General features: G+C 59.2%; 14 protein-coding genes and 1 other RNA gene. All 15 read right to left on the bottom strand.

What is annotated here, in order from left to right; genetic code table 11:
- Nucleotides 1-6: 6 nt before the first annotated feature.
- The gene (locus AAIA72_RS00190; protein ID WP_369601450.1) at nucleotides 7-831 is read right to left on the bottom strand and encodes a cell division protein FtsQ/DivIB; all 825 of its coding nucleotides are present in this window, start codon (nucleotides 829-831) and stop codon (nucleotides 7-9) included.
- Nucleotides 831-1751 (bottom strand): D-alanine--D-alanine ligase, encoded by a 921-nt coding sequence (locus AAIA72_RS00185; protein WP_369601449.1) that lies wholly within the window; start codon nucleotides 1749-1751, stop codon nucleotides 831-833. The genes AAIA72_RS00190 and AAIA72_RS00185 overlap by 1 nt, the downstream gene beginning before the upstream one ends.
- Complete coding sequence (gene murC / locus AAIA72_RS00180) at nucleotides 1748-3190, bottom strand: UDP-N-acetylmuramate--L-alanine ligase (protein ID WP_369601448.1); 1443 nt, start codon at nucleotides 3188-3190, stop codon at nucleotides 1748-1750. Before murC ends, AAIA72_RS00185 begins: the two co-directional genes overlap by 4 nt.
- Nucleotides 3183-4256 (bottom strand): undecaprenyldiphospho-muramoylpentapeptide beta-N-acetylglucosaminyltransferase, encoded by a 1074-nt coding sequence (gene murG / locus AAIA72_RS00175; RefSeq protein ID WP_369601447.1) that lies wholly within the window; start codon nucleotides 4254-4256, stop codon nucleotides 3183-3185. The genes murC and murG overlap by 8 nt, the downstream gene beginning before the upstream one ends.
- Nucleotides 4253-5404: a putative lipid II flippase FtsW gene (gene ftsW, locus AAIA72_RS00170; protein ID WP_369601446.1), complete on the bottom strand. Its 1152-nt coding sequence runs from the start codon at nucleotides 5402-5404 to the stop codon at nucleotides 4253-4255. The genes murG and ftsW overlap by 4 nt, the downstream gene beginning before the upstream one ends.
- Complete coding sequence (murD, locus tag AAIA72_RS00165; protein ID WP_369601445.1) at nucleotides 5401-6720, bottom strand: UDP-N-acetylmuramoyl-L-alanine--D-glutamate ligase; 1320 nt, start codon at nucleotides 6718-6720, stop codon at nucleotides 5401-5403. Before murD ends, ftsW begins: the two co-directional genes overlap by 4 nt.
- Nucleotides 6721-6746: 26 nt before the next feature.
- Entirely contained in the window at nucleotides 6747-7829 is a 1083-nt protein-coding gene (mraY, locus tag AAIA72_RS00160) for a phospho-N-acetylmuramoyl-pentapeptide-transferase (RefSeq protein ID WP_369601444.1), read from the bottom strand.
- Nucleotides 7829-9178 carry a UDP-N-acetylmuramoyl-tripeptide--D-alanyl-D-alanine ligase gene (gene murF, locus AAIA72_RS00155; protein WP_369601443.1) on the bottom strand — a complete coding sequence of 450 codons (1350 nt, stop codon included), beginning with the start codon at nucleotides 9176-9178 and terminating at the stop codon, nucleotides 7829-7831. Before murF ends, mraY begins: the two co-directional genes overlap by 1 nt.
- Nucleotides 9117-10655, bottom strand: coding sequence for a UDP-N-acetylmuramoyl-L-alanyl-D-glutamate--2,6-diaminopimelate ligase (locus AAIA72_RS00150; protein WP_369601442.1), 1539 nt, complete (start codon nucleotides 10653-10655; stop codon nucleotides 9117-9119). Before AAIA72_RS00150 ends, murF begins: the two co-directional genes overlap by 62 nt.
- Nucleotides 10652-12352: a peptidoglycan D,D-transpeptidase FtsI family protein gene (locus AAIA72_RS00145; RefSeq protein ID WP_369601441.1), complete on the bottom strand. Its 1701-nt coding sequence runs from the start codon at nucleotides 12350-12352 to the stop codon at nucleotides 10652-10654. Before AAIA72_RS00145 ends, AAIA72_RS00150 begins: the two co-directional genes overlap by 4 nt.
- Entirely contained in the window at nucleotides 12349-12768 is a 420-nt protein-coding gene (ftsL, locus tag AAIA72_RS00140) for a cell division protein FtsL (RefSeq protein WP_369601440.1), read from the bottom strand. Before ftsL ends, AAIA72_RS00145 begins: the two co-directional genes overlap by 4 nt.
- Entirely contained in the window at nucleotides 12768-13688 is a 921-nt protein-coding gene (gene rsmH, locus AAIA72_RS00135; RefSeq protein WP_369601439.1) for a 16S rRNA (cytosine(1402)-N(4))-methyltransferase RsmH, read from the bottom strand. Before rsmH ends, ftsL begins: the two co-directional genes overlap by 1 nt.
- 20 nt (nucleotides 13689-13708) lie before the next feature.
- Nucleotides 13709-14164 (bottom strand): division/cell wall cluster transcriptional repressor MraZ, encoded by a 456-nt coding sequence (mraZ, locus tag AAIA72_RS00130; RefSeq protein ID WP_369601438.1) that lies wholly within the window; start codon nucleotides 14162-14164, stop codon nucleotides 13709-13711.
- A gap of 298 nt (nucleotides 14165-14462) precedes the next feature.
- An RNA gene (gene rnpB, locus AAIA72_RS00125) (RNase P RNA component class A) lies at nucleotides 14463-14806 on the bottom strand.
- A 59-nt stretch (nucleotides 14807-14865) separates the two neighbouring features.
- On the bottom strand, nucleotides 14866-15690 hold the full coding sequence (rsmI, locus tag AAIA72_RS00120; RefSeq protein ID WP_369601437.1) for a 16S rRNA (cytidine(1402)-2'-O)-methyltransferase: 825 nt from the start codon (nucleotides 15688-15690) through the stop codon (nucleotides 14866-14868).
- Nucleotides 15691-15725: the final 35 nt, after the last annotated feature.

Below are 15725 nucleotides of genomic sequence, written 5' to 3'. Positions count from 1 at the left end.
GCCTCTTCAGCTGAGCGGTTGCTGTTCAGTGACCTGTGGCGCCCGCCACTTCACCGCTGCGCCCCGTTCATACCGGGCGTCGATCATGTCTATGTCTGCACTGCGTGCGAGCAATCCTGCACGCAGAATGTCCAGGCTTCGATCCAGCCGGTCATCCATATCCTCGTGGCCAAGCCGGATACCCCAGCCTGCGCTGGTCTTGAGTGTCCAGGCACCGCGGGCCTCCTGTTCCAGACTGACGATATGCAGCCCGATTGCGCCAAGCTTTCGGTTCCATTTGACATAAGCCTGCCAGAGTTCCTCCGGGCTGGCCGTTTCCCCCTTGAGAAGGGGTAGTCCGGCATCATCTGCCTTGCCTTCAAAAACCTGTCCGCTGCCGGACAGCAACATACCGTTTGCGAGCCGGGCCACCGGCGTATGCTCCGTGATTTCCACCCGCAGTTGGTCCGGCCAGTGACGGACGATACGCGTCCGCGCAACCCAAGGCAGCTCTGCACGGATCAGCGCGTCCACTTCTGCAAGGTCCAGCAACAGGAAGGAACGCCCTTGCAGCATCTGGCGAACAGGCTCCAGATCCGCCTGCGTCACATGAGGTCCCGGACTTACCAGACGAACCTCCCCCAGCGGATGATCCAGCATGTCAAAAGCGGCAGTCAGAGACCCAACCATGATCACACTGACAAGAAATACCCGACCGTGATGCCAGCACGTTTTCCAGGGAATCCGCTTCCAGCCGGCAGCCATCAGCTTGCCGGCAACGCGCCATACGGATTCACGCTCCCGGGTTTCTTTGTAGGTCGCGCCACGACGCGCTCTCACCGCTCCACCCATCAGCTTTCCTCCTTCAACCGGGAGGTTTCCAGAATCGCCAGGCACAGCGCCTGAAAATCCATGCCCGCATGGGCTGCCGCCATGGGCACCAGGCTGTGATCAGTCATGCCGGGCACGGTATTCACTTCCAGCAGCCAGTTGTTGCCGGCGTTGTCGCGCATGATGTCCACGCGACCCCAGCCCTTGCAACCACAGGCCTTGGCTGCATCAAGTGCCAGCTTCTGCATGGTGCGCTCTTCAGCCTTGCTCAGACCGCAGGGAATGAAGTAGCGCGTGTCATCGGCCAGGTATTTGGCCTCATAGTCATAAAACGCGTGATCCGTCTCCATGCGAATCACGGGTAAAGCCCGGTCTCCCAGAATCGCAACGGTATACTCCTTTCCGACAATCCAGCGTTCCAGAAGCACCCGGTCATCGTATCGCCATGCATCTGCACAGGCAGCTTCCAGTGTTTCCGGATCCTGCGCGCGCTGAATACCGATGCTTGAACCCTCACAAACCGGCTTGACCGCCACATCTCCACCCAGCCCGTCAAGCAGTCCGGCCCAGTCATGCTGTCCTCTGGAAATGACCCGACTTTCAGCTGTCGGCAGACCTGCAGCCACCCAGACCTGTTTTGTCCGTGCTTTGTCCATGCACAGTGCGGAGGCCAGAATACCGCTGCCGGTATAGGGCTTGCCCAGCCACTCGAGCACGCCCTGAATCGCACCGTCTTCACCACCACGGCCATGCAGAACAATGAAAGCGCGCTGATAGTCGCCTTTCAGCAGCCGCTCCAGACCACCAGCGGGGTCATAACCTTCCGCATCCACACCGGCAGCCTTCAAGGCATCCAGTACTGCCTGACCACTCTTGAGCGAAACATCACGCTCCGCGGAGGTACCGCCAAACAACACCAGGACGCGACCAAAGTCTGTCATGCCTGATCCTCCAGACCCAGCTTGCGATCAGCCATCTCGCGGGCAAGTGCGCCGATATTCCCAGCGCCCTGCATCAGCACGATGTCTCCCGGACGGATCATGTTGCGCAGCAAGGGAAGCAGTGCATCAGGCCCGCTGACATAGACCGGATCCACCTGGCCACGCTGACGGATACTACGCGCAAGGCTGCGGCTGTCGGCGCCGGGAATCGGTTCTTCTCCCGCCGGATAGACCTCCAGCAGGAACAACTGATCTGACCCCGAGAGCACATCAACGAAATCTTCGTACAGATCACGTGTACGGGTATAGCGATGCGGCTGAAAAACAGTGACCAGCCGTCTGTCCGGCCATCCTGCACGAATAGCCGCCTGAGTTGCCGCGACTTCTCTGGGATGATGGCCATAGTCATCCACCAGCGTAATGGGCTGTCCATCCACACTGACATCAAGCAACACCTGAAAACGCCGCCCGACACCCTCGAAACGCGCCAGGGCGGAGCGGATCTTGTCGTCACCAACTCCCTCATCCGTCGCCACGGCAATCGCCGCCAGCGAATTGAGGACGTTATGGTGCCCTGGCATGTTGAGACTGACCTCCAGCGGCGCCTTGCCCTGCCGCAGGCAGGTAAACTCCGTGGTCATGCCTCGCTGCCGGATATCCACCGCCCGGACATCCGCATCGTCCGATACCCCATAGGTAATGACCGGGCGGCCAATGCGCGGCTGAATGTCGCGCACCACCGGATCATCCGCACAGATAACGGCAAGTCCGTAGAAAGGCAGATTGTGAAGAAAGTCCACAAAGGTGTCTTTCAGGCGATTGAAGTCTCCTCCATAGGTATGCATGTGATCCGCATCGATATTGGTCACAACCGCAATCATGGGCGTCAGGTGCAGGAAGGAGGCATCGCTCTCATCCGCTTCCGCCACCAGAATCGGTGATTGTCCAAGCTTGGCATTGGTGCCGGCACTATTGAGGCGACCACCAATCACAAAGGTGGGATCCATGCCACCTTCTGCCAGCAGTGAGGCAATGAGGCTTGTGGTGGTGGTCTTGCCATGCGTGCCGGCCACAGCGATGCCATGACGGAATCGCATGATCTCCGCCAGCATTTCCGCTCGCCTGACCACCGGTATGCGCTGCTCCCTTGCCGCCCTGACTTCCGGGTTGGCCTCATTGACCGCAGAGGAAACAACCAGTACATCCACCCCGGACACATGGCCGGCCTCATGGCCAATCCGCACGTCAATCCCCACTTCTCTCAAGCGACGTGTCACAGGCGTGTCTGACAAGTCAGAACCGGAAACTTCATAACCCTGGTTGCTGAGCACTTCCGCAATCCCGCACATACCTGAACCGCCGATTCCAACGAAGTGAATTCGCCGGATGCGGCGCATCTCGGGCGGAGTCCATAATTTGCGCATCTTCTGCTCAGGCATGGGCCAGTGTCTCCAGTATGTCTGCGATACGTTCAGCGGCTTCAGGACGTGCCAGAGAGCGGGCACTCTGCCCCATCTCCTGCAGCCGTTCAGGCCGGGAGAGCAAGTCTTGCACGGTTTTTCCCAATCGCGCCGGTGTCAGCTCGGACTGACGCAGAATACAGGCTGCGCCAGCATCCGCCAGGTAGCGCGCATTGTAATACTGATGATCATCTACTGCATGGGGAAACGGAACCAGGATGGCTGGCCGCCCCATGACCATGAGCTCTGCCAGTGTCATCGCCCCGGCCCGGCATATGACCAGATCCGCCTGGGCGTAGGCTGCTCCCATGTCATCGATAAAGGGCACCACGTCTGCTTCCACACCCGCCTTGCGATACGCTTCCAGACAGTCCCCGGCTTTCCCCTCTCCTGCCTGATGGATAACCTTCATGTCCACTGGCACCGAAATCTCCGCCAAGGCCCGGGGTACGATTTCATTCAGGGCCTGGGCGCCCAGACTACCACCGAGCACCAGTATTGTAAGCGGCGTGCGTGATCCAGCGGCGGCGGCCTCTGCACTCCGCTCAATCAGCGTCCGGCGCACGGGATTGCCTACCAGCTCTACATGCCCTGCGATGCGGCTCATCGCACCGGGAAATGCTTCGAGGCACTGTGTGGCAAACCGGGCGAGAACCCGGTTGGTCATCCCCGGCAGCGCATTCTGCTCATGAATAACCAGCGGACAACGCAACACGCGACTTGCCAGGGCGCCCGGCGCCGCAGCATAGCCACCCATACCGAGAACAACATCCGGCTTCAGGCGGCGTACGATACCCAGCGCGCGCATCAGTGCCCGCATCATCGACAGCACACCTTTCAGCCGCGCTCCCAGCGACTTGCCGCGCAGCCCGGCAACCGGCACCGTGTGAATGGGCAAACCAGCCTGCCCGACCCAGCGTACCTCGCGTCCGCCTTCTGCACCCAGCCAGTGCACCTCGGCACCTCGCTGGCCCAGTACTTCCGCAACGGCAAGCGCGGGGAAGACATGTCCGCCCGTACCACCGGCCATGATCAGAACTCTCATGTGGCAGCCTCCCGGGCCCGGACAGCCTCCGCATGACACCGCAGCAGGATTCCGATGCAGGCGCCACTCATCAGCAGACTGCTGCCACCGTAGCTGACAAAGGGAAGCGTCAGCCCCTTGGTAGGCAAAAGTCCGGTGTTAACCCCCAGGTTGACGACAGCCTGAAACGTCAGCACAAAGGTGATACCGTAAGCGACATAGGCCTGGTAGGCCTGTCCCGCACGCTGAGCCTCCATCGCGATATAAAGCCCCCTCCAAGCAACGATTGCAAAGAGGGCAATGATGATGAGCGACCCCATCAGGCCCAGCTCCTCACCGATGATGGCAAACACGAAATCCGTATGGGCTTCCGGGAGGAACGACAGCTTCTGAATACTGTTACCCAGCCCAACGCCGGCCAGCTCGCCACGCCCGAATGCAATAAGCGCCTGCACCAGCTGATAGCCCGTATCAAACTGATCAGCCCAGGGGTCGAGATAAGCCGTCAGTCGCTTCAGGCGATAGGGTGATGTGATGGCCAGAATGGCGACACCTGCAGCACCAGTCAGAACCAGAGCACCAAAGTGGAGCCAGCGCACACCCGCGATGAACAGCACGCCCGTCACCGCAGTCAGGATGACTACCAGCGCCCCCAGATCAGGCTCCATCAGCAGCAGAACCGCAAAGACACAGACCACCAGCAGAGGTTTGACAAAGCCCCACAGGCTGGTGCGCACCTCCTGTTCCCTGCGGACGAGGTAACTCGCGGTGTAAAAGACTGTTGCGATCTTGGCCACTTCCGAGGCCTGCAGATTGAACAAACCCAGCGACAGCCAACGACTGCTACCGTTAACCGTGCGGCCTATTCCGGGAATCAGTACGGCAACCAGCAAGGCCAGGGTCAACCCCAGAAGCAACCAGTCCTGCTTCCGCCAGAAATCCATGGGGATGCGCAGCATGGCAAATCCCAGAGCCAGCGCCATGGCCAGATACAATGCCTGTCGGAATGCGAAATAGAGGGCATTACCGGTCAGCGACTGGGCAATCTCCACCGAGGCGGATGCCACCATGACCAACCCCATGATAGCAAGCGCCAGCGCAGCCATGAGCAATGAGCGATCGATGGCGAAATAGAGATCTGCATGAGGAATGACCGCTGCCCTATTCATGCGACATCCTCCCCCGCCATAATGTGAACAAGCCGCTCAAAGCTTTCACCCCGATCGGCATAGCTTTTGAACTGATCGAAGCTCGCACATGCCGGAGACAACAGCACCGCCTCGCCCGGTTTTGCCTCCCTTGCTGCACCTTCAACGGCTTGTGCCAGGGTTTCGACACAGTGAACCGGGAATGCATCACCAACAGCCTCAGCAATACGCTGCGCATCTTCGCCGAAAGCCCAGGCCTGAGAGACCTGAGCACTCAGTGAACGCAAGGGCGCAAAATCCTGTCCCTTGCCCAGCCCGCCCAGGAGCAGATGCACTGCATTGCTGCGCCGTGCCACGCCAGCCACTGCTGCCAGGGTGGCCCCCACATTGGTGCCCTTGGAATCATTGTACCAGGCGACCCCGCCCACTTCGGCCACCTTGCGGCAACGATGGGGCAGTCCCCTGAATGATTTCAGGGCTCCCAGACAACGCTCGGGGGTGACCCCTCTTGCACTCATGACAGCCAGAACCGCTGCGGCATTGTAAAGGTTGTGCAGGCCGGGAAGCTGGATATCCGACTCTTTCAGTACACTCAGGCCATCATGGCATAGCGTTGCCGGAACACTGTCAGCATTCACCTTCCAGCCCTGAGTACCTGCCTCCCGGCCAAAAGGCAGGCGACTGGCCTGCAGTCCGGGATCCGGACGCGTCTCGGGGTCATCTGCATTGAACACTGCAACCCGCGCTCCCCTGAATATCCGACGCTTGGCTTCCGCGTAGGCATGCATATCAGCGTAGCGATCCATGTGATCCTGGCTGACATTGAGCAGTACGGCCACGTCAAGACCAGGGCAATCAAGCATTTCCAACTGAAAGCTGGAAAGCTCAAGCACAACCAGATCAGCAGGTGCATCCAGCATTTCGAGACACGGCACACCAATATTACCGGCGGCCATGCAGCGGATACCCACAGACGATGCGACATGCTCAATCCATGCCGTGACCGTGCTCTTGCCATTGGAGCCCGTCACGCCGATCACAGGTACCTGACGCTCAGCCAGAAACTCTGCCACGTCGGAAGTGATCCGATCGCGAACACCTTGCCAGATGGGATCTGCCAACGGGACGCCCGGGCTGAGCCAGATCCGGTCGGCCGATTCGACCAGGTCCCGGGACCAGGTTTCTGCATGAACCTGCACACCCAGCTCCCGGCACGCCTCCAGCCTGTCTGCAGCAGGTTGCCCCTTGTCCATCACCACACAGGATTGCCCGCGCCGGGTCAGATAGCGCACACATGACATCCCGGTGGCGCCCAGGCCCACGATTAGATTGTTCATCTGTGCACATCTTGCCGTAACCATAGTCATCTCAGTTTCAGCGTGGCCAGACCGATCAGCACAAGAATCACCGTGATGATCCAGAAGCGGACGATCACCCTGGGCTCCGGCCACCCCTTCAGTTCAAAATGATGATGAAGCGGCGCCATTCGAAAGATTCGCCGGCCGGTCAGCTTGTAGGACCCCACCTGCAGAATCACCGAGATGGTTTCCATGACAAACACGCCGCCCATAATGAACAGGACAATCTCCTGACGCACAATCACGGCCACCACGCCCAGCGCGGCCCCCAGAGCCAGCGCCCCCACGTCCCCCATGAAAACCTGGGCCGGGTAGGTATTGAACCAGAGGAATCCGAGACCGGCACCCGCCATGGCCCCCAGGAACACAATGAGCTCGCCCGCGCCCGCAATATGCGGAATCAGGAGATGGTCAGCAAATTTTGCGTTCCCCGCCACATAGGCGAAGATGGCCAGTGCGCTGGCCACCATCACCGTGGGCATGATAGCCAGTCCATCCAGCCCGTCGGTCAGGTTGACTGCATTGCTGCTGCCGACAATAACAAAATAGGTCAACAGGATGTACCAGGGACCAAGATCGATGACCACGTGCTTGAAAAAGGGGACGATCAACTGTGTCTCCTGCGGTGACTGAGCGGTCTTGTACAAAACCATGGCCGCCGCAAAACCGGCGATGGACTGCCAGAAGTACTTCCACCGGGCCGGTAGCCCCTTGGGATTCTTTTCAACGACCTTGCGCCAGTCATCGACCCAACCGATGGCGCCAAATGCCAGCGTGGTAAGAAGCACAATCCAGACATAACGGTTGCCAAGGTCTGACCACAACAGGGTCGCCAGGGCAATTGAGACAAGTATGAGCGCGCCCCCCATTGTGGGCGTGCCGGCCTTGCTGAAGTGGCTCTCCGGGCCATCATCACGGACAGCCTGACCAATCTGGTAGTACCGCAGCTTGCTGATCATGACGGGGCCCATGATGAGGCTGATGGCAAGCGCCGTCAGTACACCCAGAATGCCGCGCAGTGTGAGGTAACGGAATACCCCCAATCCATCTATATACTGCGACAGGTAATCTGCCAGCCAGACAAGCATCAGTCAGGGCTCCCCGTTTTCTGCAACATGTTCACCACCTTTTCCATCTGCACACTGCGTGACCCCTTGATCAGCACCACAACCGGCTCGCTTTCCTGCTTCAGTACCGCCGAAAGCCACCGGCCTGCCTCATCGGACGTTTCAAATTGCTCACCTGAGCGATCTGATACCGGCCAATGCCCGACTGTCACAACTTCCACACTCAGCTGACTGGCGAAATCAAGGACTTCACGGTGCATGGCGTCGCTTTCTGCACCCAGTTCAGCCATGCTGCCAAGCAAAGCCAGCTTTCTTGTCTCATGGCGACTGGCCAGCACCGAGAGTGCTGCTTTCATGGAGTCCGGGTTGGCGTTGTAACTGTCATCAATGACAGTGAGGGTTCCGAAACGGCGAATGCCGAGCCGGCCTGCCTCACCCGCAAAACCGTTCAGCCGGCAAACCTGTTCTGATACATCCAGCTCCAGCGCTGCCGTTACCGCCAATGCAGCGGCCGCATTGTAAACCGAATGCACGCCCGGAATGGACAAGCTGAGCTCACCGGCACTTTCGCCATGCCACAGAACCTGCGCACGGCAATACCCGTCTGCATCCGTTCCGGTGATGTCGAGCCTGACGTCTGCCTCGCCATCCAGACCGAACGTGAGAACACGACAGCCTTCGGGCACGCGTTTTTTCAGTGTTTGCGTATAGGGTTGGCCCGCCGGAATGACCGCCACGCCACCGGTCTGCAGGCCGGAAAAAATTTCGGACTTGGCGCGCAACACCGCATCGGCCCCGCCAAACTCCCCGACATGCGCTCGCCCGACAACTGTTACCAGAGCCACGTCCGGCCGCACCCAGGATACGGACCTGGCAATTTCACCTTCATGATTGGCACCCAGTTCAAAAACGCCAAACTGGTGCTCAGGGCTCAACTGAAGCAGGCTCAACGGCACGCCGACATGATTATTGAGATTGCCCTCTGTCGCACAGGTCTGCTCTCCCAGAATACGCCGCAGCATTTCCTTGACGGTGGTCTTGCCCATGCTGCCCGTCAGGGCAACCACCGGCCCGGTAAAAGCCCCCCGGTTCGCCTGGCCCAGCTTCTGCAGAGCCTGAAGCGTGTCATCTACCTGCACATGAGGCACTTCAGACACATCCCGGGATACAAGTGCGCCCACGGCACCCTTTCCGCGGGCTTCATTGACATGCTCATGAGCATCAAAACGAGGCCCTTGCAGCGCCACAAACAACGCATTCCGGCAGTCCTTGCGCGAATCCGTCACCACCCGGTCAAAGCTTGCGTTATCACCGGTCAGTCGACCTTCCGTGCAGGCTGCGACGCGCTCTAGTGTCCACTTGCCGATCATGAGCGCACCTCGCGTGCCCGCCTGGCCGAAAGGGCCTGCCGAGCCACATCCAGATCACTGTAGGCATAGCGCTGTCCCGCAATTTCCTGCCAGGTTTCATGGCCCTTGCCCGCGAGCAGCACCACATCTTCCGGCGCAGCTCGCTCAATACAGTACTGCACCGCCATTTCACGTGGCTGAATACACGCCGCCCGATGAGGTTTTTGCATGCCGGCCAGGATATCCTTGAGAATGGATTGGGGGACTCTCCTCTGGGGTTGTCATCCGTGAGCACAACCCGATCCGCCCAGGTTTCTGCCACCCGCCCCATCTGGGGACGCTTGCCCCGGTCGCGCTGACCGCCGCAGCCAAACAGAACCCACAAGCGCCCCTGACAATGCTCGCGAAGGGCTTTGAGCGTCTTCTCCAGTGCATCCGGTGTATGGGCATAATCCACAACAACAGCGGGCAACCCTTCCCGGCGCAGCATCTCCATGCGACCGGGCACTGCAGACAGGGCACCCAGCCAGTCCGCTATTTTTCTGACGCTGTAACCACAGGATGCCATGTACGCAGCCGCCGCCAGAGCATTCTGAACGTTGAAATCCCCCATCAGCGGAAGATAGAAAGGTGCGCGCTCACCGCCGATCACCAAAGTCCCGCGGATACCTTCTGCTTCCAGCTCAAGCGCGTCAGCATACACATCACTACCCGGTTTGCCATAGGCAATGACCTGTTCCGGGTGAGCGCTGGCCAATTCGGCATACCAGCCCGCGCCAACAGGATCCTGGACATTGATAATTGCAGTATCCAGAGGCGACTGGTCAAACAGGCGCCGCTTGGCGGCCGCATAGCGTTCAAACGTCCGGTGATAATCGAGATGGTCCCGCGTAATGTTCGTGAAGACTGCCGCTGCAAACCGTACGGATGCTACGCGACGCTGATCCAGCGCATGGGAAGACACCTCCATGGCCACTTCCGTCATCCCGCCATGATAGAGATCTGCCAGTGCCTTGTGCAGGGAAATCACATCCGGGGTCGTATTCAGCGTTTCCTGAAGCGCACCGGGCACGCCCTGACCAATGGTTCCGATGACTGCTGCAGATCGTCCGGCCCTGCGCAGCAACTGCGCAATAAAATGTGTCACGGACGTTTTCCCGTTGGTTCCCGTTACGCCGATGACATTGAGTCCGGACGTGGTGACCGAGCCGTAGAGTGCATGCGCCATTTCACCTGCGAGTACGCGTGCATCAGGTGTCTGCCACACCGGCACGCCATTTACATGTCCCAGGCTGGCCTCACCCTCGGCGAGCACTGCGGCTGCACCATTCGCAACAGCCTGATCAATGAACTGACGACCATCGAGGCGCGCCCCCTGAAGCGCCAGAAACAGCTCACCGCCCTCAATCTTGCGACTATCCAGCGCGAGGTCCCGAATGGTCACCTCAGCCAAGGACTCCGGGAGCTTGCGGCTTGTCAGATCCACCAATCGCCTCATGGCATGCCTCCCTGAGCAACCCGCATCCAGGTTCCGCCGTCCGGCTTCACATTAAGAATACGCAGCGCACTGCCTACAACCCGGCGGAATACGGGCGCGGCGACTTCACCACCGTAATATTCCCCCTTGCTGGCCCCTTCGATGACCACCACGGTGGCAATTCGTGGCGCATCCACCGGCGCAAAGCCGGCGAAAACGGAAATGTAGTTATCATCCATATAGCCATTGCTGCCGACGCGGTGTACCGTACCCGTCTTGCCCGCCACCCGCCAGGCTTCCAGTGCCGCCCGGGTTCCAGTGCCGCCCTTTTCGACCACCCGGGCAAGCACACCACGCATGGCCCGCGCGACGTTCGCAGGCATGACCGGACGAGAAGAATAGCCTTTTGTGCCCCCCGCCAGGATGGAAACCGGGGTGGCAACACCATCATTAGCCAGAACCTGATATGCATGCGCCAACTGTAATGGCGTCACGGACAGCCCGTATCCATAAGACAAGGCAGCAATCCTGACACGGGGCCACTTGGGGAAACTGGGCAGAACGCCCACCGCCTCGCCCGGCAGCTCTATACCGGTCGCCTGACCAAATCCGACCTTGTAAAACATATCCCAGACCGGCTCAATGCCCAATGCCAGCGCCACCTTGCTGGTCCCCACATTGCTGGACTTGATGATGACAGTGGCCAGATCAATCTCGCCGTATGCATGAACATCACGGATGGTATTGCCATTGAGACGCAGATACCCGGGCGAGGTGTTGACCACAGAATCCAGGCTGAAGCGCCCGCTGTTCAGCGCTGCGCTGATCGTAAATGGTTTGACTGTGGAGCCGGGCTCGAAGGTATCTACCACTGCCCGGTTACGCAAACCTTCAGGATCCATGGTTTGCCGATTGTTGGGGTTGAAGGAGGGCTGGTTCACCATGGCCAGTACCTCCCCGGTCCTGACATCCAGCATGACCAGCGAGCCGGATCGCGCCGCATGGGCCTCCACCGCGGCCTTCAGCTCCCGATAGGCCTGGTACTGCAATCGCATGTCAAGACTCAGCCGTACATCCTGCCCCGGTTCAGCCGGACGCACACGCGAGAGAGGACGTACCAGACGCCCCCGTCCGTCCACGAGTATCTTGCGCAGTCCATCATGCCCTTTCAGGATGTCATCCAGACGCAGTTCGATACCTTCCTGCCCGTTTTCATCAATATCAGTCAGCCCCACCACATGGGCCGCCACTTCGCCGGCCGGATAGAATCGTTTGAATACCGGACGAGCCGAAACACCGTCCAGATCCAGAGCATCAAGCTTCGTTTTGGTCGAGGGAGGCACTGCCCGCCCCAGATAGAGGAACCGGCCGCCTGCTGACTGGGCTCTGACCACTCTGGCCAGCACGTCCGCACACGAGAGCCCGAGTGTTTTGCACAGCTTCTGCCACTCGGCCTTGTCAGGTCGCGCATGCAAGGGATCCACCCAGATATCCCACGCCGGCGCACTCACCGCCAAAGGCGTACCCCGGCGATCAGTAATCATGCCCCGACGTGCAGGAATCACTTCCTCACGAATCGTGCGCAGGTCGCCCTGCCGCGCCAGAAACGCATGATCCATGATGTGCAGATCCACCACACGCCAGATCAGCGTGGAGAATGCCGAAGCAATCACCACGATGACTACTGCTATGCGTGTACGCGGAATCCGTTCGCTCACCTGGGTTTCCTCACAAGAACGATTTCCCGGGCTGCCGGCTGCACCATGTGCAACTTGTTCACGGCTATGGACTCAATCCGGCTGGGTGCGCCCCAGCTACTCTCCTCAAGGAGCAACTGTACCCACTCCTTGTCCAGACGCGCGCGCTCCTGCTCCAGTTTGTCGAGTGTGCGATAAAGCCCCCGGTTGAGACTGGCGCTGTAGATCACCCCGAAACATGACACCACGACCAGCGCGGCCAGACCCGCCGTAACCAGATTCTTTCCGCGCAGAAGCCGGCCAATCAGCTGCCGGGTCTCCTGCATCCAGTTCCGGAAGGTCTCAACGCCCGCGCCGGTACGAATACGGACCGCCTGCACCGCAGATGTCCGGGGTTGTTTGCGCGTCGCGCCCACGGGCTGATGACGAATCATCATTATCGTTTCTCCAAAGCTCTCAGAACCGCGCTGCGTGCACGGGGGTTGCCGGCCAGCTCCCGTTCCCCGGGACGAACCTTGCGTGCCAGCAGACGTCCCCGTGCAGCCGGCAAATCACTGTCCCTGACAGGCACGTCACGAGGTATGTGCGGTGGCTGCGCACAGGTTTTCATGAAGCGCTTGACGATCCGGTCCTCCAGCGAATGAAAGCTGATCACGACCAAACGTCCGCCCGGTGCGAGGCGGTCGAACATGGCGACCAAGGCGCGCTCGAGATCCCCGAGCTCATCATTGACATGAATACGGATGGCCTGAAAGATCCGGGTAGCGGGATGCTTGTGTTTCTCCCACCGGGGATGCGCCGCAGCAACGATCTCAGCCAGCTGAGTCGTGCGGGTGATGGGCGCTTCCTCGCGTGCTGACACAATGGCCCTGGCAATGCGTTTTGCGTAGCGCTCCTCACCGTAATCACGGAATACCCGTACCATCTCGTCTTCCTCGGCACGGGCAATCCAGTCCGCTGCCGATTCTCCTCGCGTACAGTCCATTCGCATGTCCAGGAGGCCATCCTTGAGAAAGCTGAATCCGCGCTCAGCCTGGTCGAGCTGGGGAGACGACACGCCCAGATCAAGCAGCACACCATCAAGCGCCCCGGCACCGGCAGAAGCCAGCACCGCGTCCACATCTGCAAAGCTCGCATGAAATATACTGAACCGACCATCCTCTTCAGCCAGCAACCGACCCGCCTCGATGGCTTCGGGATCCTTGTCCGTCGCCAGGAGCCGGCCGTCAGCCGGCAGTCGGCTCAGAATGGCACGACTGTGTCCACCGCGACCAAACGTACCATCGAGAAAGATCCCGCCGCGCTCCGGTTGCAGCAGGTCGATGGATTCGTTGAGCAGGACACTTGCGTGCATCATGTTTACTCTGTGCAAATCATTCACAACGGCAAACTGTTCAGAAGCTCTTCTGACAACTGAGCGTCTTCTGCCGCTTCCAGATAACTGGCCTGTTTTGCCTTCCAGGCCGCCTCATCCCAGAGTTCGAACTTGCGCCCCTGCCCCATCAGCACCACTTTTTTCTCGAGGCCGGCATACTCACGCAACTCCTGAGACAGCAACACCCGACCCTGACCGTCCACCTCCACGTCCGTGGCATGGCCGATCAGCATACGCTGGATACGACGCACGGCCGGGTTATGCCCGGGCAGTTCATCCAGCTTCTTTTCAATGACTTCCCATTCGGGCAGCGGATAGATCAGCAGGCAGCGCTCCTGAGTATCAATGGTCACGACTAGCTGATTGGCGCACATTTCGGCCACACGGTCGCGATAACGGGTCGGTAATGCAAACCGCCCCTTCGCGTCCATATTGATGGTCGTAATGCCTCTGAACACCCTATGCCCCTTTCAGCCTGCAAATTCCATTTTGCGCCACTTTGAACCACTTTTCGCCACTTGACACACACTATAGAAACAACCTTGAACCTTTGCAATAACAAAAGGCGTATGCGCTTCTATATTTTCTTCTTAAAAGACAACGAGTTAGGCCGGAGAATCAGAGAAAGGACAACTAAATATGAAAAAAAAGACAGCCAAATCAGCGGGCTACGACGCCAATTTAGAAAGATTGTGAATTCAAAGAATTTTTTGCTATTAGAGAAACAAAAATCAGAACGGGATCGGGTGGAGAAAAAGGGGAAGCCTGCCTGTAAGCCGGGTTCTGTTGAAGACAGTCATTTATCTGGGATGTCCGTCGCCGGACACCTCTAGCAACCTACCCGAATCCGGTGCGGGCCACACCATTGGATTCCTATTTGGTCTTGCTCCGGGTGGGGTTTACCATCGCCGCAAACTGTTACCAGTCGCGCGGTGCGCTCTTACCGCACCTTTTCACCCTTACCTGCCGAGGCAGGCGGTATCCTTTCTGTTGCACTTTCCGTCGGCTCTCGCCGCCCAGGCGTTACCTGGCACCCTGCCCTGCGGAGCCCGGACTTTCCTCCCCTGTCTTGCGACAGCAGCGACTGTCCGGCAGACTTCCCGACGCCACTTTAACGGGTTTGCACAGCCGACTCAAGTCAGACGGTGGCTGCCTCCGCTCATTCGCCTGTTTTTTTCAGCGCCATCAAACGCTCGTACCACTGGCGCTTGTGGCCGCCCAGCAGCCGCACGGCTGTCACTGCCGCTGTCTTGGGTGGCAACACCTCGGCAAGCGCCTCAAGAAGCCGGTTTTCATCAAGACTCAACGCATCGGGCACGTCTTTCGCACCCCTGACCATGACCACAAATTCTCCCTTGCGCTGGTTGTCATCCGAGCGCACCGCATCCAACACTTCTTCCAGCGTGCCTCCCAGAAAGGTTTCAAAGGTCTTGGTCAATTCTCGGGCGACAACCACCTCACGCTCCTGCCCCATGATTTCCATCGCGTCTGAAAGCATCTGCTCAATACGGTGACCCGACTCATAGAATACCAGCGTACGCGGCTCATGACGCAAGCGTGCAAGCGTTTCCCGCCGGGCCGATGCTCTGGCGGGCAGAAACCCTTCGAACACAAAACGATCCGTCGGCAGCCCCGACGCACTCAGCGCAGCGATCAATGCACAGGCCCCCGGGACAGGTATAACCCGATAGCCTGCCTCCCTGACTGCCCGTACCAGCGGGTACCCGGGATCGGAAATCAGCGGTGTACCGGCATCCGAAACCAGTGCCAACTGTTCCCCGGAAGCCAGCCAGGCAAGAACCTGATCTATCCGGCCACGCTCATTGTGTTCATGCAACGAAACCAGCTGCGGCGCTGATATGCCGCACAGAGACAGCAACTTTCGTGTATGCCTCGTATCTTCCGCCAGAATACGGTCCGCGCAGCCCAATACCTCACGCGCACGCGGTGACAAATCACCCAGGTTTCCGATCGGCGTTGCCACAACACTCAAATTTCCCGTCACAGCTCCTCCGGTGA

The sequence above is a fragment of the Thermohahella caldifontis genome (assembly GCF_041153465.1).
Taxonomy (GTDB): Bacteria; Pseudomonadota; Gammaproteobacteria; order Pseudomonadales; family Oleiphilaceae; genus Thermohahella; species Thermohahella caldifontis.
Note: the sequence above shows the minus strand (reverse complement) of the source record. Positions and strands in the feature narration are given on the sequence as shown.

Coding starts and splice junctions, on each gene's coding strand:
- AAIA72_RS00190 (WP_369601450.1), bottom strand. CDS start 831: ATGGGTGGAGCGGTGAGAGCGCGTCGTGGCGCGACCTACAAAGAAACC.
- AAIA72_RS00185 (WP_369601449.1), bottom strand. CDS start 1,751: ATGACAGACTTTGGTCGCGTCCTGGTGTTGTTTGGCGGTACCTCCGCG.
- murC (WP_369601448.1), bottom strand. CDS start 3,190: ATGCCTGAGCAGAAGATGCGCAAATTATGGACTCCGCCCGAGATGCGC.
- murG (WP_369601447.1), bottom strand. CDS start 4,256: ATGAGAGTTCTGATCATGGCCGGTGGTACGGGCGGACATGTCTTCCCC.
- ftsW (WP_369601446.1), bottom strand. CDS start 5,404: ATGAATAGGGCAGCGGTCATTCCTCATGCAGATCTCTATTTCGCCATC.
- murD (WP_369601445.1), bottom strand. CDS start 6,720: ATGAACAATCTAATCGTGGGCCTGGGCGCCACCGGGATGTCATGTGTG.
- mraY (WP_369601444.1), bottom strand. CDS start 7,829: ATGCTTGTCTGGCTGGCAGATTACCTGTCGCAGTATATAGATGGATTG.
- murF (WP_369601443.1), bottom strand. CDS start 9,178: ATGATCGGCAAGTGGACACTAGAGCGCGTCGCAGCCTGCACGGAAGGT.
- AAIA72_RS00150 (WP_369601442.1), bottom strand. CDS start 10,655: ATGAGGCGATTGGTGGATCTGACAAGCCGCAAGCTCCCGGAGTCCTTG.
- ftsL (WP_369601440.1), bottom strand. CDS start 12,768: ATGATGATTCGTCATCAGCCCGTGGGCGCGACGCGCAAACAACCCCGG.
- rsmH (WP_369601439.1), bottom strand. CDS start 13,688: ATGATGCACGCAAGTGTCCTGCTCAACGAATCCATCGACCTGCTGCAA.